This window comes from Leisingera sp. XS_AS12 (genome assembly GCF_041224635.1).
In the GTDB taxonomy this organism is placed as follows: domain Bacteria; phylum Pseudomonadota; class Alphaproteobacteria; order Rhodobacterales; family Rhodobacteraceae; genus Leisingera.
Genome location: NZ_JBGFGM010000126.1, coordinates 206,135 through 229,796, shown reverse-complemented (window position 1 = coordinate 229,796; position 23,662 = coordinate 206,135). Strand labels below are relative to the sequence as shown.

19 protein-coding genes are annotated in these 23,662 nt (G+C 66.0%); 11 read left to right on the top strand and 8 right to left on the bottom strand.

Translation table 11 applies throughout. The features are described from left to right. The 3 genes from AB9K35_RS21405 to AB9K35_RS21395 all read right to left on the bottom strand — a co-directional run bounded on the left by AB9K35_RS21405 (window position 1) and on the right by AB9K35_RS21395 (window position 6,152). Complete coding sequence (locus AB9K35_RS21405) at window positions 1-1,275, bottom strand: MFS transporter (protein ID WP_222453154.1); 1,275 nt, start codon at window positions 1,273-1,275, stop codon at window positions 1-3. Window positions 1,276-1,463: 188 nt separating this feature from the next. Beyond that, window positions 1,464-2,528, bottom strand: a complete 1,065-nt coding sequence (gene queA / locus AB9K35_RS21400; RefSeq protein WP_369929283.1) for a tRNA preQ1(34) S-adenosylmethionine ribosyltransferase-isomerase QueA — start codon at window positions 2,526-2,528, stop codon at window positions 1,464-1,466. 147 nt (window positions 2,529-2,675) lie between these two features. After that, window positions 2,676-6,152 (bottom strand): DUF3971 domain-containing protein, encoded by a 3,477-nt coding sequence (locus AB9K35_RS21395; RefSeq protein WP_369929281.1) that lies wholly within the window; start codon window positions 6,150-6,152, stop codon window positions 2,676-2,678. A gap of 49 nt (window positions 6,153-6,201) precedes the next feature. Between AB9K35_RS21395 and AB9K35_RS21390 the strand changes: the two genes are divergently transcribed. The 5 genes from AB9K35_RS21390 to AB9K35_RS21370 all read left to right on the top strand — a co-directional run bounded on the left by AB9K35_RS21390 (window position 6,202) and on the right by AB9K35_RS21370 (window position 11,555). Continuing rightward, window positions 6,202-6,663, top strand: coding sequence for a peroxiredoxin (locus tag AB9K35_RS21390; protein ID WP_369929279.1), 462 nt, complete (start codon window positions 6,202-6,204; stop codon window positions 6,661-6,663). Window positions 6,664-6,975: 312 nt separating this feature from the next. Then, on the top strand, window positions 6,976-7,818 hold the full coding sequence (locus AB9K35_RS21385) for a ferritin-like domain-containing protein (protein ID WP_369929277.1): 843 nt from the start codon (window positions 6,976-6,978) through the stop codon (window positions 7,816-7,818). Window positions 7,819-7,985: 167 nt separating this feature from the next. Further along, a complete protein-coding gene (locus AB9K35_RS21380; protein ID WP_222453159.1) occupies window positions 7,986-9,317 on the top strand; it encodes a M23 family metallopeptidase in 1,332 nt (443 codons plus the stop codon). Further along, complete coding sequence (locus AB9K35_RS21375) at window positions 9,307-9,855, top strand: polymer-forming cytoskeletal protein (RefSeq protein WP_369929275.1); 549 nt, start codon at window positions 9,307-9,309, stop codon at window positions 9,853-9,855. Before AB9K35_RS21380 ends, AB9K35_RS21375 begins: the two co-directional genes overlap by 11 nt. A 233-nt stretch (window positions 9,856-10,088) precedes the next feature. Continuing rightward, window positions 10,089-11,555: a calcium-binding protein gene (locus AB9K35_RS21370; RefSeq protein WP_369929273.1), complete on the top strand. Its 1,467-nt coding sequence runs from the start codon at window positions 10,089-10,091 to the stop codon at window positions 11,553-11,555. Between the two features lie 75 nt (window positions 11,556-11,630). Here AB9K35_RS21370 and AB9K35_RS21365 read toward each other — a convergent pair whose 3' ends face one another. The 3 genes from AB9K35_RS21365 to AB9K35_RS21355 all read right to left on the bottom strand — a co-directional run bounded on the left by AB9K35_RS21365 (window position 11,631) and on the right by AB9K35_RS21355 (window position 13,875). After that, the gene (locus tag AB9K35_RS21365; RefSeq protein ID WP_369929271.1) at window positions 11,631-12,617 is read right to left on the bottom strand and encodes a DUF3179 domain-containing protein; all 987 of its coding nucleotides are present in this window, start codon (window positions 12,615-12,617) and stop codon (window positions 11,631-11,633) included. 183 nt (window positions 12,618-12,800) lie between these two features. Then, window positions 12,801-13,376 carry a peptidylprolyl isomerase gene (locus tag AB9K35_RS21360; protein ID WP_369929269.1) on the bottom strand — a complete coding sequence of 192 codons (576 nt, stop codon included), beginning with the start codon at window positions 13,374-13,376 and terminating at the stop codon, window positions 12,801-12,803. Beyond that, window positions 13,369-13,875, bottom strand: coding sequence for a peptidylprolyl isomerase (locus AB9K35_RS21355; RefSeq protein WP_369929267.1), 507 nt, complete (start codon window positions 13,873-13,875; stop codon window positions 13,369-13,371). The genes AB9K35_RS21360 and AB9K35_RS21355 overlap by 8 nt, the downstream gene beginning before the upstream one ends. A gap of 138 nt (window positions 13,876-14,013) precedes the next feature. Between AB9K35_RS21355 and pgk the strand changes: the two genes are divergently transcribed. The 6 genes from pgk (at window position 14,014) to AB9K35_RS21325 (ending at window position 21,788) form a co-directional block, all read left to right on the top strand. Further along, complete coding sequence (gene pgk, locus AB9K35_RS21350) at window positions 14,014-15,204, top strand: phosphoglycerate kinase (RefSeq protein ID WP_369929265.1); 1,191 nt, start codon at window positions 14,014-14,016, stop codon at window positions 15,202-15,204. 198 nt (window positions 15,205-15,402) lie between these two features. Further along, window positions 15,403-15,702, top strand: a complete 300-nt coding sequence (locus AB9K35_RS21345; RefSeq protein WP_222453166.1) for a septum formation initiator family protein — start codon at window positions 15,403-15,405, stop codon at window positions 15,700-15,702. A gap of 300 nt (window positions 15,703-16,002) precedes the next feature. Continuing rightward, window positions 16,003-16,992, top strand: coding sequence for a pyruvate dehydrogenase (acetyl-transferring) E1 component subunit alpha (gene pdhA, locus AB9K35_RS21340; RefSeq protein ID WP_222453167.1), 990 nt, complete (start codon window positions 16,003-16,005; stop codon window positions 16,990-16,992). Between the two features lie 29 nt (window positions 16,993-17,021). Beyond that, window positions 17,022-18,404, top strand: coding sequence for a pyruvate dehydrogenase complex E1 component subunit beta (locus tag AB9K35_RS21335; RefSeq protein ID WP_369929262.1), 1,383 nt, complete (start codon window positions 17,022-17,024; stop codon window positions 18,402-18,404). 12 nt (window positions 18,405-18,416) lie between these two features. Further along, a complete protein-coding gene (locus AB9K35_RS21330) occupies window positions 18,417-19,730 on the top strand; it encodes a pyruvate dehydrogenase complex dihydrolipoamide acetyltransferase (protein WP_369929260.1) in 1,314 nt (437 codons plus the stop codon). Window positions 19,731-19,982: 252 nt separating this feature from the next. Next, complete coding sequence (locus tag AB9K35_RS21325; protein ID WP_369929258.1) at window positions 19,983-21,788, top strand: methyl-accepting chemotaxis protein; 1,806 nt, start codon at window positions 19,983-19,985, stop codon at window positions 21,786-21,788. On the opposite strand, the gene AB9K35_RS21320 is transcribed toward AB9K35_RS21325, so the two are convergent. Continuing rightward, window positions 21,785-22,396, bottom strand: coding sequence for a DUF2087 domain-containing protein (locus AB9K35_RS21320; protein WP_369929256.1), 612 nt, complete (start codon window positions 22,394-22,396; stop codon window positions 21,785-21,787). The genes AB9K35_RS21325 and AB9K35_RS21320 overlap by 4 nt on opposite strands. 298 nt (window positions 22,397-22,694) lie before the next feature. Beyond that, window positions 22,695-23,510: a serine O-acetyltransferase gene (cysE, locus tag AB9K35_RS21315; RefSeq protein WP_222453172.1), complete on the bottom strand. Its 816-nt coding sequence runs from the start codon at window positions 23,508-23,510 to the stop codon at window positions 22,695-22,697. Window positions 23,511-23,662 lie beyond the last annotated feature (152 nt).

Genomic DNA, 23,662 nt, shown 5'->3' with positions numbered 1-23,662 from the left:
TCAATTTTCGCCAGCGGCGGTTTCTTGCTCTTCCAGTTCGGTCTCGATGGCATATTCTTGGGCAAATTCCACCGCCACCGGTGTCGCGGCGGGCGACATCGCGGTGAAGGTACCGGTCTCCTCGACAGGGATCGAGGCACGCTGAGTCGTGCGGTACAACGCATAGGCGGCGGTCAGGAACATCAGCGCCGCCAGCAGCGCGAAGAAGCCCGGAGGTCCGAAAACCGCATCGCTCATCAGCCAACCGGTGATCACCGGACCGGCGATGGCGCCCAGACCGTTGATGAACACCAGACCGCCCGAGGCCGCCGCCATGTCGTCATGCTCGAGGTAGTCATTGGTATAGGCGATCAGCAGCGAATAGAGCGGGTTCGACAGGCCACCGATGAAGAAGGCCGACAGCAGCAGCATGTAGAAATCGCCGCCAAAGACGAACCCGGCCACCGCGCCAATGCCGCCGCCAAGTGCGACGAACATGATCAGCACCCGCCGGTCCATCCGGTCCGAGATCCAGCCCAGCGGATATTGCATCACCGTCGCGCCAACATAGAACGCGGCAATGAAGACGGACAGCTGGCTCAGGCTCAGCCCGGCCGCGGTGCCGTAAACCGCGCTCATGCCGAACTGGGCCGAGAACACGCCACCAAGAAGGAACATGCCGACGCAGCCCAGCGGTGAAATATTCATCAGCTGTTTCAGGGTCATCGGCTTGGTGGTGTCAAAGGCCGGGGTCGGCGAAATTGACAGCAGGATCGGCCCGAAGGAGATCGAAACGAGGATCGAGGCGATGATGAAGGCCTCGTAGCCGCCCGGATCCCCCACCAGGATAAGCCCCTGCGCGGCGATGATCCCCACCATCATCACGATCATGTACAGCGACAGCGCCTTGCCGCGGTTGGTATTGTCAGCGGCGTTGTTCAGCCAGCTTTCGGCGGTGACATACACGCCGGAAAAGCAAAAGCCGATGATGACCCGCCCCAGTCCCCAGGCAATCGTGTTGGGCAGGATCGGATAGAGGATCATCACGGCCGAGATGAAGGACGCAAGCGCAGCAAAGACCCGCACGTGACCAACCCGGCGGATCATCTCGGGGGCCAGACGCGACCCGCCAAGGAAGCCGACGAAATAGGCCGCCATCACCAGCGACATCTCGAACGAGCTGAACCCCTCAAGGTCCCCACGCACACCCAGCATGGTGCCCTGCAACCCGTTGCCCACCATCAGCAGGCAGACCCCCAAGAGAAGCGCCCAGGCGCTCGACAGCACTTGCAGCATTCGCATGCCTCCTGACCAATGCAACACGGCCCTCCACGCGGGACGGGCCGGGTCTGGTTTCATCTCGATGTACCGCCCGTGGCGGCCCTACGCCCGCGAGACGCGGTCGCAGAATGACGTATTGCCCGCTGGCGCAACAGGCGGCAGCGGGACAATGCGGCGCTTTTGCGCGGATTCGCGTCCGTTTTCTAAGGCGTAACCGCCTTGCCGGGGATCAAAAGCGACGCATCCCCATAAGAAAAGAACCGGTACCGCTCAGCAACCGCATGGGCATAGATCCGCCGGATGCGCTCCTGCCCCATCAACGCCGAGACCAACATCATCAGCGTTGATTTGGGAAGGTGGAAATTGGTCATCAAGGCATCGGCCACCTGAAAGGTGAAGCCGGGGTAGATAAAGATATCCGTATCGCCTTCCCACGGGTGGATCTGCCCGTCGCGCGCCGCGCTTTCGATCAACCGCAGCGCCGTGGTGCCAACGGGTATCACCCGGCCTCCCGCCGCCTTGGTCGCCGCGATTTCCGCCGCGGCCTGCTCGCTCACGCGGCCCCATTCGGCGTGCATCCGGTGGGTGGTCACATCCTCGACCTTGACCGGAAGGAAGGTCCCTGCCCCCACATGCAGCGTGACATAGGAGATCTCGATCCCCCGCGCCGCCAGCGCCTCCAGCAACGGTTCGTCGAAATGCAGCGAGGCGGTCGGCGCCGCAACGGCGCCGCTGTTGCGCGCCCAGACGGTCTGGTAGTCGGTCTTGTCGCGCTCGTCCGCGGGCCGTTTCGCAGCGATATACGGCGGCAGCGGCATGGCCCCGGCCTCGGCCAGGGCAGCGTCGAAATCGGTGCCGGAAAGGTTGAACCGCAGGTGTCCCTGGCCCTCGGCCACTTCTTCCAGCGTTGCGCTCAATGCGTCGGAGAAGATGATCTCCTCGCCCGGCCTGATCTTCTTCAACGGTTTCAGCAACGCCGCCCATGTCCCATCGGCGCGCGGCTCGAGCAGGGTGGCCTCGATGCGGGCGGCAACGGGACCCTGCGCACTGTCGCGGTGACGCTGGCCGCTCAGCCGGGCCGGGATCACGCGGGTGTCGTTCAGAACCAGCCGGTCGCCGGGATTGAGCCACTGCACCAGATCGGTCACGCGGCCGTCATGCAGGGTGTCGCCTTCGGCCACCAGCAGACGGGCCGCGCTGCGCGGGCTCACAGGGCGGGTGGCGATCAGGTCGTCGGGCAGATCGAAGTCGAAATCACTGAGTTTCATGGCCGCGCTATAAGCCTTCACGGCGGGAAAATCCATGGGGATTTTTCGCGGTTTCGCCCGAGTCAGCCCCCCTTGCAGCTGCGCCGCCGGTCAGACTGTTTTCACATCTGACAACGCACGGAGCTACAGAAATAGATGGGCGCGATCCTAGCGTTCACTCCCTGTCAGCGGACGCGGATTGCGCCTCTGTTCGCCTTGTGCGCCACTTGCGCCGTTGTCCTGCGATTGCCCCGGCGCAGACGGGGCCGGACCACGGAAGATCTCGCGCAGGAAGCCGGGGGCCAGCCCCGCCAGCGGGTTCACCGAAACCGAGGGATCCTGGGCCGTTCCGCGCAGCGTGAAGGTAAAGCCGATCAACCCTTCGCCATCCCGCGGCGACAGGATGCGGCCGATGGCATTCAGCAGGTAGATCGGCGACAGCACCCCGCGCATGTTCAATCGCGTACTGGCAAGGTCATAGACCCCATCCAGCGACAAGCCCATCGACGGGCCAACCGCGCTGCTTTCATGCAGCACAAGGTGATTTTCGCTCAGCCGGAACCGCGCCTGCATATTGGTGAACAGGATGCCCTGCCCGGTCATTTCGTCGAGCAGCCCAACCAGGCTGATCGCATTCAGCAACGCCGCCATCGACGGCGCATTGCGCACCCGGATGTTGCGAACATCCACCCGACCGTCGTACTGGCCTGCCTCTCCTGTCGGAACCAGCGTCATGTCAAAGCTGCCGCCCCGGCCATGGGCAAACACCCCGGCAGAGCGGAACACTCCACCGGCATCGCTGGAGCGGATCCGGGCGGCGGTGCCGCCATTTCGCGGCACCAGCGTGCCTTCCACCGCCGTCTGCCCGTTCAGTCGCGCGGTAAATTCACCGTTCACGCCGCCCTGCGTCGAAAGACGCCCCCGAAAGTTCTGCAAGGCAATGCTGTCCGTCACCTGCAAAGTGCCCAGTTGCAGCGAGACCGGCACTGCCGCACCCGCGCCGGAGCCCACAGACCCGGCACTGCCTGAGGCTGAAAAGGGTGACCGGTTCAAGGCCAGCCGTCCAGACGGCACCTCGATCGCTGGCGCGGCGCCCTCTCGCCCACGGAAGGTCACTGCACCACGGAACCAGTTGCCAACCTGCACCGAAGTGAACTCCGCCGCGTCCAGCCCACCGCCTGTGCGCGTCGTGATCCGCCCCGAGGCTTGCAAGCCCGGCGCCTCCAGCTCCAGCCGCTCGACCATGGCGGGCGCCTTCAGCACCGCTTCAAGGTCCAGTCGCCCGGTGGCGGCTTCGCCCTTCTGCCACCCGATTTCCGCGATGCGCAGGCCCACGCCCTGCAAATCCGACTGCAGATGCAAGCGCGGCGGCGTGTCCGGGCGCAACTCCACATGATACTGCCCCGCGCCGCGGCCGAAGATCGCGCCGGGCGGCAGACCCAGATTGAAAGCCTCCACCGCCTCTGCCGAGAGTTCGATCGTCCCGTCGACCCGGCTGCCCGCTGCAGCGCCCTTGCCGACAGCCTGCTGCCAGCTGGCGCTCAGCGGCACACCCGACAACTGGCCATCGCCATAGATCCGCACCTGGCCCTGATCGCCCTCGACCGTCAACACCTCTGCAACCACCTCGTGCCCCGGCACCAGCCTGTCGCTTTGCACATCCCGCAGCTCGGCCTGGTAGTGATAGCGGATTTCCTCCACCGGCACTTTCTTCTTGAGCGGCAGGGACAACGTGCCCGCTGCAGCGACCCGCCCGTCCGCCAGGGCAACCGGCAGATTGGCCTTGTCCATCACCTGCAAGGGCGGCCGGTTCAGCAAGGACAGCGCCGCCGTGACGGACCCGCTGGCCACCGCCCGGACAATCCCGGGTGTCCCCTCCTTCACGGTGATGTCGGGGATGATGAAAGCGGTGCCGGTCACATCGATGTCGCCGCCTTCGTCCGCTGTCACCACGCCCTTGGAGGCCGTCGCCACCAGCCGGTTGCCGTAAAGGCTCAGCTGACCTTCGGCCTGCCGCAAAAGCGGCATATGCTTCTGAAACCGCGCCTCGACCTCGGCGAAACTCAGGTCCAGCCCGATGAACGGTTTGCCACTGCCACGCCCCCGCATGTAGACGCCCGCGTCCCGCACCACGCCCGAATGCAGGTTCTCCCGCAGCCACTGGCGCGGCTTGGGGGCCACCGCCTCGGGCCAGAGCGCCTTGATCCGGGCCACACTGACCTGATCGACCCGACCGTTCAGATCGTAGTCCCATCCCTCAGCCCCCACCGCAATTTCACCGTCCAGGTGAATGCGGCTGTCGCCGTCGCGCACCAGCATTTCCCCCAGCCTCAGCCGGAACGGCTGCAGCTGCAGGTCAAAATCCGCATCCACGCCCGGCAGGCGCACCGGCGCCTCGAACATCCGTCGCGGGTTCAGATCCAGATCCGAAAACCGCAACTGCCCCACCAGCCCCGTCAACTGACCGTTCTCGATCCCCGACAGGCTGGCCTGCCCCCGCATCACGCCCGAGCCCCAGCCGCTTTGCACGCTCAACTCGCTGAAGGTGATCCTCTGCCCCTTGGGATCGTAGGTGAAGTAGCTGCGGGCCCCGCTGATCGGCACCGGGCGCGTCTGCACCGCTGGCTGGATCACGCCCTCGCCGATGCGCAGGCTCGCCTGGATCGGCTCCAGCGCGCCATCAGCGGCCACCGCCCCCCGCAAGGCGCCGGAAATCGGGGCGCGCAGAACCCCCAGCCAGCCAAGAGCCGGGCTTTGCAAGGCGATGTCCTGGCTCGGGATACCGGAAATCAGAATGCCGAATTCGGCCGCTGGGCTGCCCAGAACCGAGGTATAGTTTGCTTCCAGCTGACCCACTTCGCCGCGCCCGCTGAGCACCGAAAAACCGGCCGCCACGGACAGCGCGTTGCCCTGCCGGTTCAGGCGGATCTGGCCACCGTCCAGCGTCCAGCCGCGGCCCAGCCGATCATCGGTATAGGACAGCGTCAGCGCCGTGGTCTCCAGCTCCGTCAGGGCGGCCAGCACCGGCTTCTGCAACTGGCTGTCCCACTGCTGGATCAGCTCCACCAGGGTTTCGGCCCGACGTGTCGGAGCCGCGTCACTGGCTAGGCTCAAGGCAAGCGAGCCATCCTTGTTGCGCCGAAGGGTCGCGAACAACCCATTGAGCGTGATCTGTTTCGGCTGGATCTGCCCCCGCAGCAACGGCTTCATCGCAAGGCTGGCCTGGGCATCCGCCAGCTGCGCAAACGGAGCACCATCCGCATGGCGCAACACCACGTCGCGAAGGCTGATCCGGGGCCGCCAGCCCCGGTTGACCACCAGGTGGATGGCCCCGAACTCAATCTGCAACCCGTTCAGATGTCGCTCGATCCGGGTTTCCACCCGCTGGCGCACCCACTCCGGCGCATCAAGCCGGGTGCCAATGCCGAAATAGATCGCACCGGCGGCCAGGAAGCACAGCACCGCCAACAGCCAGACCACCGCACGCAGCACGCGCCAGCGGCGACGGCGGCGGCGCTGTGGCGGCGCGACCGGCACGGCCTCTGCGGACCGCTCGGCCTCTGGCCCCGGCACTGGCACCGCGGCGGCGGCGTTCCGGTCGGTGTCACCCAAGGGGTCGATCTCGGCTTTCCCTTTGCTGCTCATGGGTTATGTTGGCCGCCAGTAGCACGCAAAGTTTGCCGGAGACAGACAGATGTTAGACGTATCAGACCCTGCCCCTTCCTTTACTCTGCCCAGCACCGAAGGCGGCGAGGTCAGCCTCGACAGCCTGCGCGGTTCCGCCGTGGTCCTGTTTTTCTATCCCCGCGATGATACTCCCGGCTGCACCAAAGAATCCATCGGCTTTTCCGAGGCGCTGCAAGCCTTTGCCGATGCCGGGGCCAAGGTCTACGGGATCTCCCGCGACACCATGGCCAAGCACGAGAAATTCACCGCGAAACATGGGCTGACGACGCCACTGCTGTCCGATGCCGACAGCACCGTCTGCGAAGATTATGGCGTGTGGAAGGAAAAGAACCTCTACGGCAAGAAGCACTGGGGCATCGAACGCTCCACCTTCCTGATCGATGCAGAGGGCCACATCGCCCGCATCTGGCGCAAGGTCAAGGTGCCCGGCCATGTCGAGGAGGTGCTGGAGGCGGTCAAAGCGCTGTGACCGCCCGCCCCGACAGCCTGTCCGTCCGGCAGCGCAGCGCAGCTGGAGGCTCCCGCCCGCTGCCGCCGCCCCTGGTCAGGGGCAGCCCCAGCCGTTGGGCCGGGCGCCGGGCCAGCGGCCCGGCGCGCAGCGCGCCGCAGGCGCGCTGCCATGCCCAACTGCGCCAGGGGGATCAGCCCGCTGATCCGCCGCGCAGGCGGGAGCGCACCGCCCGCCTTGACGGCGCACCGTCTGGACATTCGCTGCCAAATCGGGTGAACCCGCCCAAAAACACGCTGCAAACCCGCCGCCTCGCCGCCACAAGGAGTCCGCATGTCCAACCCGCCCCTGACGCTTGCCCAACGCGCCGCCGAGGTGCTGACCACCGCAGACGGACGCGCCAAGACTGCCCTGTCGCGTCGGCACGCCGCCGAATGGAAGGCCTATCGGCGTGGTGAGGCTCCCGAGATCGCCATCGGCACCGCCAGCCCGCCGCTGCACCCCGCCCGCCCGGCCGAACCGGAACTGCGCGACCCGCGCGACGTGCCCAAACGCAAACCCGGCTCGCCGCAGGGGCGCATCGCGCTTCTGCACGCCGTCGCCCATATCGAGCTCAACGCCGTCGACCTGCACTGGGACATCATCGCGCGGTTCTCGCATGTGCCGATGCCCATGGGGTTCTTTGACGACTGGGTGCAGGCCGCGGACGAGGAATCCAAGCATTTCAACCTGATGTGCGACTGTCTTGAGGCGCTCGGCAGCCATTACGGCGCGCTGCCTGCACATGCGGGCATGTGGCGCGCCGCCGAGGACACCGCCAATGACCTGATGGGGCGGCTGGCCGTGGTGCCGATGGTGCTGGAGGCGCGCGGCCTCGACGTGACCCCCGGCATGATCGAGATCTTCCGCAAGGCGGACCTGCCCCAGGCCGTGGACGCCCTGGAGATCATCTATGCCGAGGAAGTCAGCCACGTCGCCTATGGCTCGAAATGGTTCAACTTCCTGTGCGGCCGCGACAACCTCGACCCCAAGGAAGTCTTCCACGGCCTCGTCCGCAAATACTTCCACGGCGCCTTGAAGCCCCCGTTCAACGAGGAAAAACGCGCCGATGCAGGCCTGCCGCCGGACTTCTACTGGCCGCTGTCCGACCAGGAGCGCCCGTTGCCGGGCAGCTGAAGACAGCCGTTTTCGGCAGAAACCCGCCTATCCACGCCGCTTCCGGCCCGCCGGGCGGCGCATCGGGTCAACACACTTGCCCAATAGCGTCACCCTGTCTATTCACGTCGCCAGTATTCGGCAGGCCCGCGCGCTGCCGACAGGGAACGGAATGAGGGAACCGTCTTTTGCGCACATTGCTCGCGGTCAGAATTCACAGCTTTCTCGAACGTCGTTTCCCGGAACGGCGGGTCTTTCTGAAGTCCGACACCGACACGCGCTTCATTCGGCTCCGATCTGAAACCCAGCTGGTGGCGGTTGCCGGCATCACGCTGTTCACCGCCTGGAGCATCGTCGCCACCGCCATTGTGCTGATGGACAGCATCGGCTCGGGCAACTTCCGGGAACTGGCCAAACGCGACCAGCAAACCTACCGCGAGCGGCTGAACGCCATTTCCGCCGAGCGCGACGCCCGCGCCGAAGAGGCGCTGGCGGCACAGGAACGTTTCAACGCCGCCCTGACCCAGATTTCCATCATGCAGTCCGAACTGCTGGCCTCGGAAACCCGCCGTCGCGAGCTGGAGACCGGCATCGAGGTCATCCAGTCGACCCTGCGCGACACCATGACCGAACGCGATCAGGCGCGCCGCGAATTGGCCGCGCTGAAACAGGAAACCAGCAGCGAAAACACCGCCCCCGCCGTGATTGCCAGCGCCGCAACGCAGATGGAGCTGATGGCGGCCGCGCTGGACGATACCGCCGCCGAGCGCGACCAGATCCGCGCCGATGCGGAAACCGCGCTGGATGAACGCGACGCCCTGGAACTCGAACTGCAGCTGATGGACGAGCGCAACGACCAGATCTTCCGCCAGCTGGAGGAAGCGGTCGCGGTCTCCGTCACACCGCTGGACAAGATGTTCCGCAGCGCCGGCATGCCCACTGACCGGATCCTCGAGCAGGTGCGGCGCGGCTACAATGGCCAGGGCGGCCCGCTGGAGCCGCTGGCGATGTCCACCCGCGGCGAACAGCCCACCCCCGAGGAGCGCCGCGCCAACAGCATCCTTGCCAAGCTGGACCAGCTGAACCTCTACCGCCTCGCCGCGGAGCAGGCCCCCTTTGCAACGCCCGTCAATCTGAGCCAGGTGCGCCAATCCTCGGGCTTCGGCTATCGGCGCGACCCCAAGACCGGCGGTCGGCGGCTGCACAAGGGCGCCGATTTTGCCGGCCGCACCGGCACCGACATTCTTGCCACCGCCGATGGCGTCGTGACACATGCCGGCTGGCAGTCCGGCTACGGCAAGATGGTCACCATCCGCCATGCCTTCGGCATTGAAACCAGATACGCCCATAACTCGAAACTCCGCGTGAAGGTCGGCCAAAGGGTCTCGCGCGGCGATCACATTGCTGATATGGGTAACACCGGACGGTCCACCGGGACCCACCTCCATTACGAGGTCAGGGTCAACGGGCAACCCGTAAACCCCATGATCTATATCAAGGCTGCGAGAAATGTTTTCTAAGAGCAAAATCAACGAGCCCGGACCGAAACAGGCCGAAACCAACCCGGCTCCCTCTGCCGCGCCTGCGGCGCCTGTCAGCGACTACAAGAGCAGCGCTCCCAAGCCCAAGCCGGCCGCATCGCTGCTGAGCTCGGATCTGCACGTCACCGGCAACGTCAAGACCACCGGCGACATCCAGGTCGAGGGCACCGTCGAAGGCGACATCCGCGCGCATCTGCTGACCGTGGGTGAGACCGCCACCATCAAGGGCGAAGTGACCGCCGATGACGTGGTCATCAACGGTCGCATCGTCGGCCGCGTGCGCGGTCTGAAGGTGCGCCTGACCTCCACCGCACGGGTCGAAGGCGACATCATCCACAAGACCATCGCAATCGAATCCGGCGCCCATTTCGAAGGCTCGGTGCAGCGTCAGGACGACCCGCTGAACCCCGGCGGCCGCAAATCCGCCCCGGCGTCGGCCGCACCGGCAGCCGCCCCCGCGCAGGCCCCCTCCGCCGCCGTTCAGGCCGCAACCGCCGCGCACAAGGCCGAAGGCTAAGACGCCCGCAGTCGACGGTAAAATCGACTGCCGAGGCCGCGCGATTGGCGCAGCGAACGCCACCGGACACGAAGTATGAAACCGCCGCAGTGCTCTACTGCGGCGGTTCTTCGTTTTGGCAAAACTGGAAATTCAACAGCACGCCATCCCTTTACCTCTACTCCCTCAACGGGTACCGATGCTGCGGTCACAACCCGAAGCAGCGCATCGCGGTCAAAAGTTAGGTATATTTCATGGCAATCATCACAGTTTTCGACCACGCCAACAGGCTTGGCTCAATCGATCTCAGCAACGTAGACCTTGACGACGTTCACGTATCGCCTCCGACGTCCACCCACCTCACCGCCAGCGTCAACGGCCTGACCCTGTCGCTGCAGGGAAGCTTTTTTTACACCGATGCACGCAGCCTATCGCTCGACAGTCAGGTACACAGCGTGAACCTCTCCTATCAAGGCTCACTGGTGGCGTCCGGCTCGGGCTTCAATGTCACATTCCACGATATTTACTACGGCGATTTTGACACCGTCATGTCCGGCATCATGGCAGGCGACGACGTGTTTACTTCCGCTTACAACGGTGATGACTATATCGAGACCTTTGGCGGCAATGACCGCATCAAAACCGGAACCGGCAGCGATTACGTGGACGGCGGCAGCGGCTTCGACGTTTTCGTCGCCAATGGCGCCCGGTCGGCTTACGACATCACGCTGAATTACGGCACTCTTGTGCTGTCCGGCCCCGGCGCCGAACAGGACCAGCTGCGCAATATCGAGCGGATCGAGTTCCTGGACGGCAGCATCGATCTTCATGTCGGAAGCTACAGTTCCGAAAACCGCTCCTTTGCCGGTCACACTGGCCCTGCCCTGCTCTTCGGCTCGGCCGGCAACGACACCCTCACCGGAGGCAATGGCAACGATACCCTTGACGGTGGCAGCGGCTCCGACCGTTTGTCCGGCAACCTTGGCAGTGATGTCCTGATCGGCGGCAGCGGCGATGACCAGCTCTTTGGCGGCGCCGACAACGATACGCTGCTGGGCGGCGATTACGATGATACCCTGAAGGGCGGAACCGAGGCCGACAGGTTGGTGGGCGGAAGCGGTGATGACCGCCTGCTGGGCGAACACGGCCACGACGTGCTGTTGGGCGACAGCGGCCGCGATCACCTCAACGGCGGTTCCGGCTGGGACAAGCTGAAGGGCGGCAGCGGCGACGACACGCTGATCGGCGAAGATGGCCGCGACCGGCTCGTGGGCGGACGCGGCGCCGATGACCTGTCAGGCGGCAACCACGAGGACGCGCTGCTGGGCGGCGGCGGCGATGATGACCTGCGCGGCGGCAATGGCCGCGACACCCTCAGCGGTCAGTCCGGCGACGACAGCCTCAACGGCGGCAATGGCAACGACCGGCTGGCTGGGGACGGCGGCAAGGACGTGCTGATCGGCCACAAGGGCGACGACCTGCTCACCGGCGGCAAACATGCCGATGTCTTTGTCTTCCACCGGGGGCACGGCAATGACACGATCACCGATTTTGAGATCGGCAGGGATCACATCGAAATCGGACGCGGTGCCTCACGGTTTGGCCAGCTGGACTTCACCCAGCAGGGCGAGGACGTCCTGGTGGCCTTTGCCGACGTCACGATTTTGGTCGAGGACACCACCCTGGCCCAACTGCAGGATGCGGACAACTTCCTGTTCTGAGCACCCGCCCCCACGGCGAAACACCACACGGGCGCGCCTCTCAGCGGCGCGCCTTTTTCAGTCTGACCAGCGGGATCAGCGCAACATCCACTTGCCGTCCGGCCAGAAGGCGTGAAAGGCAAAGGCAAACATCACGTCATGCACCACGTCGCGCCCGGCCCTGTCGCGCACCCGGACCGAGCCGATGTCACGCCCCTGCGCCAACGCCCCGGTGTCCAGCGCCGAGGCTTGTCCGGCACGCCAGCTCAGCACGACGCCCGCCTCGCGGATCTCTCCCGCCTTCGCCAGTCGGCTCAGCGGCCAGGCGCGGTTGCCCACCCGGACCACCCGCGCCAGCGGCGCAATCCCGTGCGGCGGTGGCGTGCCATCATAGAGAAACGGCCAATCCGAGGTGTCATAGCCGCGATAGGGGTTGCGCCCGTACTGGCGGTTGTAGCCCGGCTGCGCCATCACCAACCCCTCTGGGTTGCGGGCGGTGAACTCCGCCCAGCTCTCGACCCAGCTGGGCAATACGGTCAGCTGCACGCCGCTCATCGCGCCAACGATCCCCTCGCCGCTGGCCTGCTGCCACCAGCTCTGGGTTTCGCGATCATACATCACCATGTCCGAATGGCGCAGCTTGCCGGTGACGCCAAAGCTCAGCACCCGCCTTGCGCCCCCGGCGCGCACGCGCCGATCAAAGGTCACCGCGGAATTGCACAGCGGGCAATAGGTCACCGCCACCGGCACCCCCGCCACGGTGTCGTTGACGATTTCGTGCCAGGTCAGGTAGCGCAACGGGTAGGCCCGCGGCTTTGCCCCGGCCAGCTCCAGGGTGACAACCGGCTCTCGCGGGGTCACGTCCCGCACGCCACCAGCGGATCGGAACCGCGGCGCATCCAGCGCCGGAATGCCATCCTTGGGCACCCCGCCCGAGCGGATCTGCCGCCAGTCGGGCACCGTGGTGCGGCTGAAATCCGTCTGCGGCCAGGCCTGCCCCCACCGTGTCGGCTCGGCACTGGCAGGCGCGGCGAGAACGGGCATCAGGACCACCGCGGCAAGGCTTATCAGGTGTTTCAGCATGGCTGACCTCCCCCTTGCCAGCAGTTTACCTGCGCCCCGCCGCCCCGCGCCAGAGGCACACACGCGCTTGTGACGCAGCTTCAGCCGCGCCGCGCGGCAGCCTTCTTCAGGCACCGAAACGTAAGACGGCCCGCCCCTGCCAAGCAGGAACGGGCCGCCCTTCAACATCCCGAGCGGGATGGTTTACTCGGTCACGCTGACCTTGGTCATCACGTCGGGCTGGCCAACCACGGCGCCATTGCCGCCGGTGCCGCGCTTGATCGCGTCAACCACGTCCATGCCTTCGGTCACCTTGCCGACCACCGTGTACTGACCGTTCAGGAAATGACCGGCGTCGAACATGATGAAGAACTGCGAGTTGGCGCTGTTGGGGTTCTGCGCCCGCGCCATCCCCACCACGCCGCGATCGAACGGCAGGTCGGAGAACTCGGCCGGCAGGTCCGGGCGCGCGGAGCCGCCACGACCCGCCATGCTCATGTCGCCGCCCAGCTTGCCGAACTCGACATCGCCGGTCTGCGCCATGAAGCCGTCGATCACGCGGTGGAACACCACCCCGTCGTACTGGCCTTCCTCGGCCAGCGCGGTGATCTGCTCGACATGCTTGGGAGCCACATCCTCGAACAGGTCGATCTTGATGGTGCCATTGGCCTCGCCCTCGACCTGGACTTCCAGGCCCGTCGCGCCCGCAGGCGCGCCATTCAGCAAGCCAAAGGCAGGCCCCGCCGCCAGCAGGGCCAGCGCTGCCAGCGTCTTACGCATCCGCAGCCACCTTGACCGAGATCATCCGGTCCGGGTTCGCAGGCGGCTCGCCGCGGGTGATCGCGTCGACATGCTCCATGCCCTCGATGACGCGGCCATAGACGGTGTACTGGCCGTTCAGGAAGTGGTTGTCCTTGAAGTTGATGAAGAACTGCGAGTTGGCCGAATCCGGGTTGGCGGACCGCGCGGCGCCCAGGGTGCCGCGATCATGCGGCAGCTTGGAGAACTCGGCCGGCAGGTTCGGCAGGCTGGAGCCACCGGTGCCCGCCATGCGAAGGTTGAACCCATCTTCCATGTCGCCGTTGGCCACGTCGCCGGTCTGCGCCATGAAGCCGTCGATCACGCGGTGAAAGCAGACGTTGTCATACTCGCCGGCGCGCGCCAGTTCCTTCATTCGTTCGCAATGTTTCGGCGCCACGTCGGGCAGCAGTTCGATAACAACATTGCCGTCCTTCAGTTCGATGATGACGGTGTTTTCGGGATCCTTGATCTCGGCCATGTGGCCCTCCTGTCGTCGAAATTTGCCCCGATTGTTAAGGCCAGCGTCGGCAAATGCCAAGGGAGCATTGACTGATGAGCAAAAACCCCCGAAACAACGCCCGAATTCAACCGCTATTTCACCATAAGGGGGCTCGAGATGGGCTGGAAGACGCTCGACGACATGGACCTGAACGGCAAACGCGTGCTGGTGCGCGTGGACATCAACGTGCCGGTTGCGGATGGCAAGGTCACCGACGACACCCGCATTCAGCGCATCACCCCCACGGTGCGCGACATCCTGGCGGCTGGCGGTCGCCCGATCCTGCTGGCCCACTTCGGCCGCCCGGGCGGCGAACGCAAGGCCGAGCTGTCGCTGCAACAGCTGGTTCCGGCGCTGGAAGCCGCCTTTGACTGCCCGGTGATGTTTGCCGCCGACTGCGTGGGCGCAGGCGCCGCGGCGGCTGCCGAGGCGCTGAAAGAGGGCGAAGTGCTGCTGCTGGAGAACACCCGTTTCCACGCCGCCGAGACCAAGAACGACGCCGATCTGGCCGCTGGCATGGCCGCCCTCGGCGACATCTACTGCAACGATGCCTTCTCGGCCGCGCACCGCGCCCATGCCTCGACCGAGGCGCTGGCCCGGCTGCTGCCCGCCTGCGCCGGTCGCCTGATGCAGGCCGAGTTGCAAGCGCTGGAAGCCGCGCTCGCCAAGCCCGAGCGCCCGGTCACCGCGGTGGTCGGCGGGGCCAAGGTGTCGACCAAGCTGGACCTGCTCTCCAACCTGATCGAAAAGGTCGACCACCTGGTGATCGGCGGCGGCATGGCCAATACCTTCCTGCTGGCACAGGGCCACGCGATCGGCTCCTCGCTGGCCGAGGCCAGCCTGACCGACACCGCCTCCGAGATCCTGACCAAGGCCAAGGCGGCGGGCTGCGAGATCATCCTGCCGAGCGACCTCGTGGTTGCGCGCAAGTTCGAGGCCAACGCCCCGCATGAGGTCCTGCCGGCCGACGCCTGCCCCGATGACGCGATGATCCTGGATGCAGGCCCCGCCAGCGTCACCCGCATTGCCGAGGTCTTTGCCAACAGCAAGACGCTGATCTGGAACGGCCCCCTCGGCGCCTTCGAGATGGAACCCTTTGACGCTGCCACCAATGCGGCGGCGCTGAAAGCGGCTGAGCTGACCCGCGCGGGCACGCTGATCTCGGTGGCGGGCGGCGGCGATACCGTGGCGGCGCTCAACGCCTCCGGTGCGGCGGCTGACTTCAGCTATATTTCCACCGCCGGTGGGGCGTTCCTGGAATGGATGGAAGGCAAGACCCTGCCCGGTGTCGCCGCGCTGGAGCAGTAACCCTCTGCCCTTCGGGCCCGGCAGCCTGCCGGGCCACCCTTCCCCGGTATTTCCAACCCGGTATTTCCAGCCCAGTATTTCGCCTTGTGGACAGTTTTGGAATTCACAAGCCGATTCGCCTGTGGCATAGTGGTTGCAGACGTCGGCAAACGGCGCACCTCCAGAAGACTTGAGCAGTAGCATACAGGCAGCTCCCACGTGACCCGTAACGCCCGCCCTTCCATCGGGGCGATTGCATTCTTTGCGATTGCCTTCGCGCTCAGCGCCTACTTCACCTTTGCCGCTGTGCAGGGCGATTACGGATTGTTCCGCAGGGTCGAGATTCAGGCCGAAGCCGAAGAGCTGCGCCTGGAACTCGGCCGCCTGCAGGCGCAGACCGCAGAAATGGAAAACCTCACCCATCGCCTGTCCGATGACTACCTGGATCTCGACCTGCTCGACGAACAGGCCCGCAGCGTGCTGGGACTGGTGCGCGCGGATGAGATCGTCATTCACTGACCTCCTGCCACTGATCCCCTGCAAGCCCCCGCACTGAACCAGCGCAGGCCCAGGCGCGGCTGACCGCCCTGCTCCACTCCGAGTATTTCCCGACATTCAAGGACCGGTCGCACGCTCGTGCAACCGCAAGCCCGCTGCGCGCCGCGCGGGTCACGGACCCGGTCGGCGAACTGCGTTCGCATTTGCCTGTCTTCTCCGGTTGCAAACCCCGCGTCACAATAACACTATTCAGCCGGAGCCAAACCGTGTATCAGTTTGTTTAACACTAAACTATCTAGCCCACAGGAGGAGCTGACCACCATGGCCGCTAGAAAAAGCGCAAAGAAACCAAACGTTTCTGCCGAGGAACTGACCAAGTACTATCGGGACATGCTGCTGATCCGCCGATTCGAAGAGAAATCGGGCCAGCTGTACGGCATGGGTCTGATCGGCGGTTTCTGCCATCTCTATATCGGCCAGGAAGCCGTTGTTGTCGGTCTTGAGGCCGTGGCGGAAGAAGGTGACAAGCGGATCACCTCCTATCGCGACCACGGCCACATGCTGGCCTGCGGCATGGACCCCGATGGCGTCATGGCCGAGCTGACCGGGCGCGAGGGTGGCTACTCCAAGGGCAAGGGCGGCTCCATGCACATGTTCTCGAAAGAGAAGCATTTCTATGGCGGCCACGGCATCGTCGGCGCGCAGGTGCCGCTGGGTGCGGGCCTTGCCTTCTCCGACAAGTACAAGGGCAACGACCGCGTCACCTTCACCTATTTCGGCGATGGCGCAGCCAACCAGGGCCAGGTTTACGAGACCTACAACATGGCCCAGCTCTGGGATCTGCCGGTGGTGTTCGTGATCGAGAACAACCAGTACGCCATGGGCACCTCCGTCCAGCGCTCCACCAAATCCCCGGCGCTGTGGAAGCGCGGCGAGGCTTACGGGATCGCGGGGGAAGAGGTCGACGGCATGAACGTGCTGTCGGTCAAGGAAGCCGGTGAACGCGCCGTGGCCCACTGCCGCGCGGGCAAAGGCCCCTACATCCTCGAGGTGAAGACCTACCGCTACCGCGGCCACTCGATGTCGGACCCGGCCAAGTACCGGACCCGCGAGGAAGTGCAGAAGATGCGCGAAGAGCGCGACCCGATCGAGCAGGTCCGCGAGATGCTGCTGACCGGCGGCCACGCCAGCGAAGACGATCTCAAGGCGATCGACAAGGAGATCAAGGAGATCGTCAACAAATCCGCAGAATTCGCCAAGGAGAGCCCGGAACCGGCCCTCGACGAACTCTGGACCGACATCTACGCGTAAGCTGCTGACCTGAAAGGGAAGAACAAGACATGGCAACTGAAATTCTGATGCCCGCCCTGTCGCCGACCATGGAGGAAGGCACCCTGGCCAAATGGCTGGTCAAGGAAGGCGATACCGTGAACTCCGGCGACATCATGGCCGAGATCGAAACCGACAAGGCGACGATGGAATTCGAAGCTGTCGACGAAGGCATCGTCGGCAAGATCCTGATCGCGGAAGGCACCGAGGGCGTGAAGGTCAACACCCCGATCGCCGTGCTGGTCGAGGAAGGCGAAAGCGCCGACGACTACCAGGCCAGTGGCGGCACCAGCAGCGATGACAGCGCCCCCGCAGAGGCTCCGGCCAGCGACGCGCCCGCCGCCGCCGCGCCCGAAAAGGCCCCGGCCCAGCCCGCCAAGGTGCTGGAACCCGACTACCCCGAGGGCACCGAGATGGTGCAGACCACCGTGCGCGAAGCGATCCGCGACGCCATGGCCGAGGAAATGCGCCGCGACGAAAACGTCTTCCTGATGGGCGAGGAAGTCGCCGAATACCAGGGCGCCTACAAGGTCTCGCAAGGCCTGCTGGACGAATTCGGCTCCAAGCGCGTGATCGACACCCCGATCACCGAGCACGGCTTTGCCGGCATCGCCACCGGTGCGGCCTTTGGCGGCCTGCGTCCCATCGTCGAGTTCATGACCTTCAACTTCGCCATGCAGGCGATTGACCAGATCATCAACTCCGCGGCCAAGACGCTGTATATGTCCGGCGGCCAGATGGGCGCACCGATGGTGTTCCGCGGCCCCAACGGCGCCGCCGCGCGCGTGGGTGCCCAGCACTCCCAGGACTATGCCGCCTGGTACATGCAGATCCCGGGCCTGAAAGTGGCGATGCCCTACTCCGCCGCCGATGCCAAGGGTCTGATGAAGACCGCGATCCGCGACAACAACCCGGTGATCTTCCTCGAGAACGAGATCCTCTACGGTCGCGCCTTCGACGTGCCGAAGCTGGATGACTACACCGTACCCTTCGGCAAGGCCCGCATCTGGCGCGAAGGCTCCGACGTCACCATCGTCTCCTTCGGCATCGGCATGCAGTATGCGCTCGAAGCCGCGGACAAGCTGGCCGAAGACGGCGTCAGCGCCGAGGTCATCGACCTGCGCACCCTGCGCCCGATGGATCTGCCCACGGTGATGGAATCGGTCAAGAAGACCAACCGCCTGGTCACCGTTGAGGAAGGCTGGCCGCAGGGCTCCGTCGGCAGCTACATCGCGTCCGAAGTGCAGCGCGAGGTGTTCGACTATCTCGATGCCCCGGTCATGGTCTGCACCGGCAAGGACGTGCCGATGCCCTATGCCGCCAACCTCGAACGCCACGCGCTGATCACCACCGACGAGGTGATCCAAGCGGTGAAACAAGTGACCTACCGGTAAGGGAGCGCAAAGATGCCAACAGAAATCCTGATGCCCGCGCTGTCTCCCACGATGGAGGAAGGCACCCTGGCGAAATGGCTGGTCAAGGAGGGCGATACCGTCTCCTCCGGCGACCTGATCGCCGAGATCGAAACCGACAAGGCCACCATGGAGTTCGAAGCCGTGGACGAAGGTGTCGTCGGCAAGATCCTGGTGGCCGAGGGCTCCGAAGGGGTCAAGGTCAACACGCCGATCGCCGTGCTGCTGGAAGACGGCGAAAGCGCCGATGACATCGACAGCGCCGGTGCCGCCCCGGCCGCGGCCAAGACCGAAGCGCCCGCCGAAGCCGCAGCTCCGGCCAAGGCCGACGCCCCCAAGGCTGACGCCAAGCCCGCACCGGCAGCGCCTGCCGCCGCAGACGGCAGCCGCATCTTTGCCTCGCCCCTGGCGCGCCGCATCGCCGCCGACAAGGGTCTGGATCTCGCGCAGATCAAGGGCTCCGGCCCGCGTGGCCGCATCATCAAGGTGGACGTGGAAAACGCCCAGCCGCAGGCCGCCAAGGCTTCTGCCCCGGCTGCTGCCGCGGCCCCCGCAGCTGCTGCCGCGCCCGCCGCTGGCCCATCCGCCGATCAGGTTGCCCGCATGTACGAGGGCCGTGACTTCGAAGAGGTCAAGCTCGACGGAATGCGCAAGACCATCGCTGCCCGCCTCACCGAGGCCAAGCAGCAGGTGCCGCATTTCTACCTGCGCCGCGACATCCAGCTGGATGCGCTGCTGAAGTTCCGTGCCGAGCTGAACAAGCAGCTCGAGCCGCGCGGCGTTAAGCTGTCGGTCAACGACTTCATCATCAAGGCCTGCGCCCTGGCGCTGCAGGCGGTGCCGGACGCCAATGCGGTCTGGGCCGGTGACCGGGTGCTCAAGATGAAAGCCTCCGACGTGGCGGTTGCCGTCGCGATCGAGGGCGGCCTGTTCACCCCGGTTCTGCAGGACAGCGACACCAAATCCCTCTCGGCGCTCTCGACCGAGATGAAGGATCTGGCCGCCCGCGCCCGCGACCGCAAGCTGGCCCCGCATGAATACCAGGGCGGCAGCTTCGCGATCTCCAACCTCGGCATGTTCGGCATCGACGACTTCGACGCCATCGTGAACCCGCCGCATGCGGGCATCCTGGCCGTCGGCGCCGGCGTCAAGAAGCCGGTGGTCGGCAAGGACGGCGAACTGACCGTCGCCACGGTGATGTCGGTGACCATGTCGGTCGACCACCGCGTCATCGACGGCGCGCTTGGCGCCGAGCTGCTGAACGTCATCAAGGACAACCTTGAAAACCCGATGGTGATGCTGGCCTGACCGGCAGCCCCCTTGGGGCCAAGACCTTGACGCAGGCCGGGGACTTCCCCGGCCTGTCTTCGTTGCGGGCCTCGCCTCCGCCGCAGCCGGACACGCGGTCAGCAACGGACTGGAAAACCGTCGATTTTGCTGCCCGCATACCGCCCTGGATGAAGCTTTCATGACAATCGGCCCTCGCCGCGGCGGTGTTTACGTCGCGTTCAGCTCTGGCTTCCTACTGCAAGGACATCTGTCATTTGCAGGAATTCTGTCATGTCCTTCGCTCTCCCGCAGTTCCGCCTGTCGCGCCGCCCAGGCGCTGCCCGCGCCGACACGTCCGGCGGCTTTGCCTGGCGGTCGCTCAACCTGCGCATCGCCCTTCTGGTGACCGTCTTTGCACTGCTGACCGCACTGCCGATGGCCTACCTCGCCGCCCAGCAGCTGCAGACCCAGGCCCTCGACAGCCTGCGCCTCTTGCAACGCGAGCTGACCACCGCCACCGCCCGCGAAATTGCCCAGCCGATGAAGCTGGGCTTCTCCGGCTCGGTCGAACAGCAGATTGCCGATGTCATCGAACGGGCGGGCAGCAGCTTTGCCTATGCCCGCGCGGTCCGCGCCGATGGGGTGGTCATGGCCGAGGCCGGCCAGCCCCCCGCGGCCACGTCCGCGCGGCCCGATCTGGCGGCCATCAGCGACAGGGTGATGGCCGACGAACAGCCCTGGCAATCCGCCGATGGCCACACGCTGGTGCTGCCGGTGACATCGCGCAAGGGGGCGATACGCGGCGTGCTCGTTATGGTCTGGGACCCCGCCGCCACGCTCTCGGCCCTGCGGGCCGGGTTGCTGCGCGACGCGGCACTCGGCGCGGCGATCCTGCTGGTCTCGCTGCTCGGCTGCCTGGTGATCCTGCGCCGCCTGCTGGGGCGGCCACTGCAGCAGCTCACCCGGGCGCTGGAGCGGATCACCTCCGGCGACTACGGCTCGCGCCTGCCGCTTGCCACGCGCCGGGACGAGCTGGGCCGCATCGCCCGCCGCATCGACATGCTGCAAACCACCCTGGCCGAGGCCGCCGCCGCGGCCCGCAGCCGCGCGCGCGACCAGCAGGCCCAGGCCGACGCCGTCGAGCAGCTGCGCGGCGGGCTGGATGCACTCGCCCGGCGCGACCTCAGCCACCGGCTCCGCCAGCCGCTCGCCCCCGCCTACGAGCCGTTGCGCCGCGATTTCAACGACGCCCTCGACAGCCTCGCACGGATGATGACGCAAGTGCTGGGCACCGGCCACATGATCCTGTCCCACAGCAGCCGCATCCGCGGCGACTCCGCCACCCTGGCCGGGCGCATTACCAGCCAGGCCGCCGACCTGGGCGAGCTGTCACAGGCGCTGAACGACCTCAGCACCGCGCTTGGCGCCGCCGAGGACGAGGTCCGCGCAGCCAATGGTCTCGCTGCCAGCGCGGTCGAGCAGGCCGAGGCCAGCAATGCCGTGATGACCAGCGCCGCCGCCGCGATGGAGGGCATCCAGCACAGCGCCGCCCGCATCGGCTCGATCACCGGGGTGATCGACGACATCGCCTTCCAGACCACGCTGCTGGCGCTGAACGCCGGGGTCGAGGCCGCACGGGCGGGCGAGGCCGGGCGCGGGTTCGCAGTGGTCGCCAGCGAAGTGCAGGCACTCGCACAGCGCAGCTCCGAGGCCGCAACCGAGATCCGGGCGCTGATTTCCAGCACCAGCCAGCACATCAGCCAGGGCGCCGAGGAAGTCGGCAAGACCGGTGCGGTGCTGACCCGCATCATCGCGGATCTGGGCGAAATCTCCGGCTGCGTCAGCGGCTCGGCCCGCGGGCTCAGCCACGAGGCGGCGGCGCTGCGCGCGCTCACCGCCCGACTGACCGCGCTGGAGGGCACCACCCGCGGCAACACCGATGTGGTGAACCAGACGGTGACCGCGATGTCCGGCCTGTGCCGCGATGCCGAAGGGCTCAGCCAGCTGGCCGCAACCTTCCGCCTGCCCGCCGCGCAGGCGGACCAGGACGGCGCGCAGCCCAAGGCCCGCACTGCGGGCTGGCGCGCCACCGGCTAGCTGGCGGGCTGCCCGGCGCCTTGCGCTTCCGCCTGTCCCGGCGGCGGCGCGGACGCACGGCGGCGGCGCAACGCGCGGATCAGCAATTGCGCCTCGGCGGGCGGTGCCTGTTCCACCCGGCGGTAGCCGCTGCCGTCGCGCCGCCGGGTCAGCAGCCCGCAGGAGATCATCGTGCGCCGCAGCGTTGCCGGATCGTCAAACAGGTGCAGCCGGTTCAGCTGCGCGTTGACCTGCCGCTCCGCCATTTCCTGCCCCGCCGGCAGTTCGGCCCACAGCGCAAACAGCGCCAGCGTCTGCACCGCGCGCCGCGAGGGCCAGCGCAGCAGTTGGCCCTGGCCATCGAACTGGTTCAGACAGCGTTCCAGCAGCCGGTGGTCGGCCTGCGCCTGCACCGCCTGCGCACCGGAGGCCACTTGCTCCCTGCGGCGGCTTCGCGCCGCCGCCGCCTGCACCGCGCGCAGATGCTGCAGGTTCTGATAGCCGCCCGCCCGCGCCAGCATGTTCATCAGTTTCAGATGCCCGGGGCTGCTTTCGCCCAGCTGGCGGCCAAGCGCGCGGCAAAAGGCGGAAAGATCCTCCACCGCCAGGCTCTGGGGAAGTCTGCTCATCACATATCCATTTCTGGCGCCTGCCAAACCGCTGGCCGCTGTCTTGACGGAAACCGGCGCCTGTTTCGAAATGGAAAGGGCCGAATGCTGGGCAGGTTTAGCACCCCGTTGCGGGGCAGCGGCGCCTCGGTGTCTGCCGACCGTGCCCCGACCTTAGCCAAGACATCGCGCCGCGCCAAGCCTTTGGCATCCCCGCACGGCCAGGTAGCCCGGTAGCACAAAGGGGGCACACCCGCCCCCTCACCTTTCTTCAAATACTCAAAATCCGCCGCGGCCCCTCTGCGCAACGGCCCGCGGATCAGCCGCCGTGGTCTTTGCCCAGCACCTGGTTCATGCTGATCGACGGCTGCGCGCAGCCCGCCTCGCCCACGATCTTGGCCGGCACGCCCGCCACCGTGGTGCAGGGCGGCACTTCCTCCAGCACGACCGAGCCAGCGGCAATGCGGCTGCAATGGCCCACCTTGATGTTGCCCAGCACCTTCGCACCGGCCCCGATCAGAACGCCGTCGCCGATCTTGGGATGGCGGTCCTCTTCTTCCTTGCCGGTGCCACCCAGCGTCACCGAATGCAGCATCGAGACGTTGTCGCCCACCACCGCGGTCTCGCCGATGACGATGGAATGGGCGTGGTCGATCATGATCCCCTTGCCGATGCGCGCGCCGGGGTGAATGTCGATGCCGAAGATCTCCGATGTCCGCATCTGGAAGAAATAGGCCAGATCCAGTTGCCCCTGGTTCCACAGCCAATGGCTGACCCGATAGGCCTGCACCGCCTGGAACCCCTTGAAATAGAGGATCGGCTGCAGCAACCGGTGGCTGGCCGGATCACGCTCGTTGATCGCCACCAGATCGGCGCGCGCGGCCTCCACCAGGTCCGGGCGGGCGGCATAGGCGTCATCGACGATCTCGCGCAGCACCATCATCGACATCTCGTTCGAGCACAGCTTGGCCGAGATCCGGTAGGAAAGCGCCTTCTCCAGCGATTTGTGGTGCAGGATACAGGCATGGATCAGCCCGCCCATCAGCGGCTGGGTGGCCACGGCCTCCTCGGCTTCGCGGGTGATCCGATCCCATACGGGGTCGACCGGGGTAATCGCCTGGCGCGTCTCGATCATGGCTCAGCATCCTTTATTCACTCGGCCCAGAATAGCCATCTAAGCCGGAATGGCGCAAACGCAAACCCGTGATCGGGCATATTTCCGATCTGAATACGTCGTCTCGCGCAAAGGTGAAGCCGGTTGCGCCGCCTTCGGCGGTGTCGCTTCGG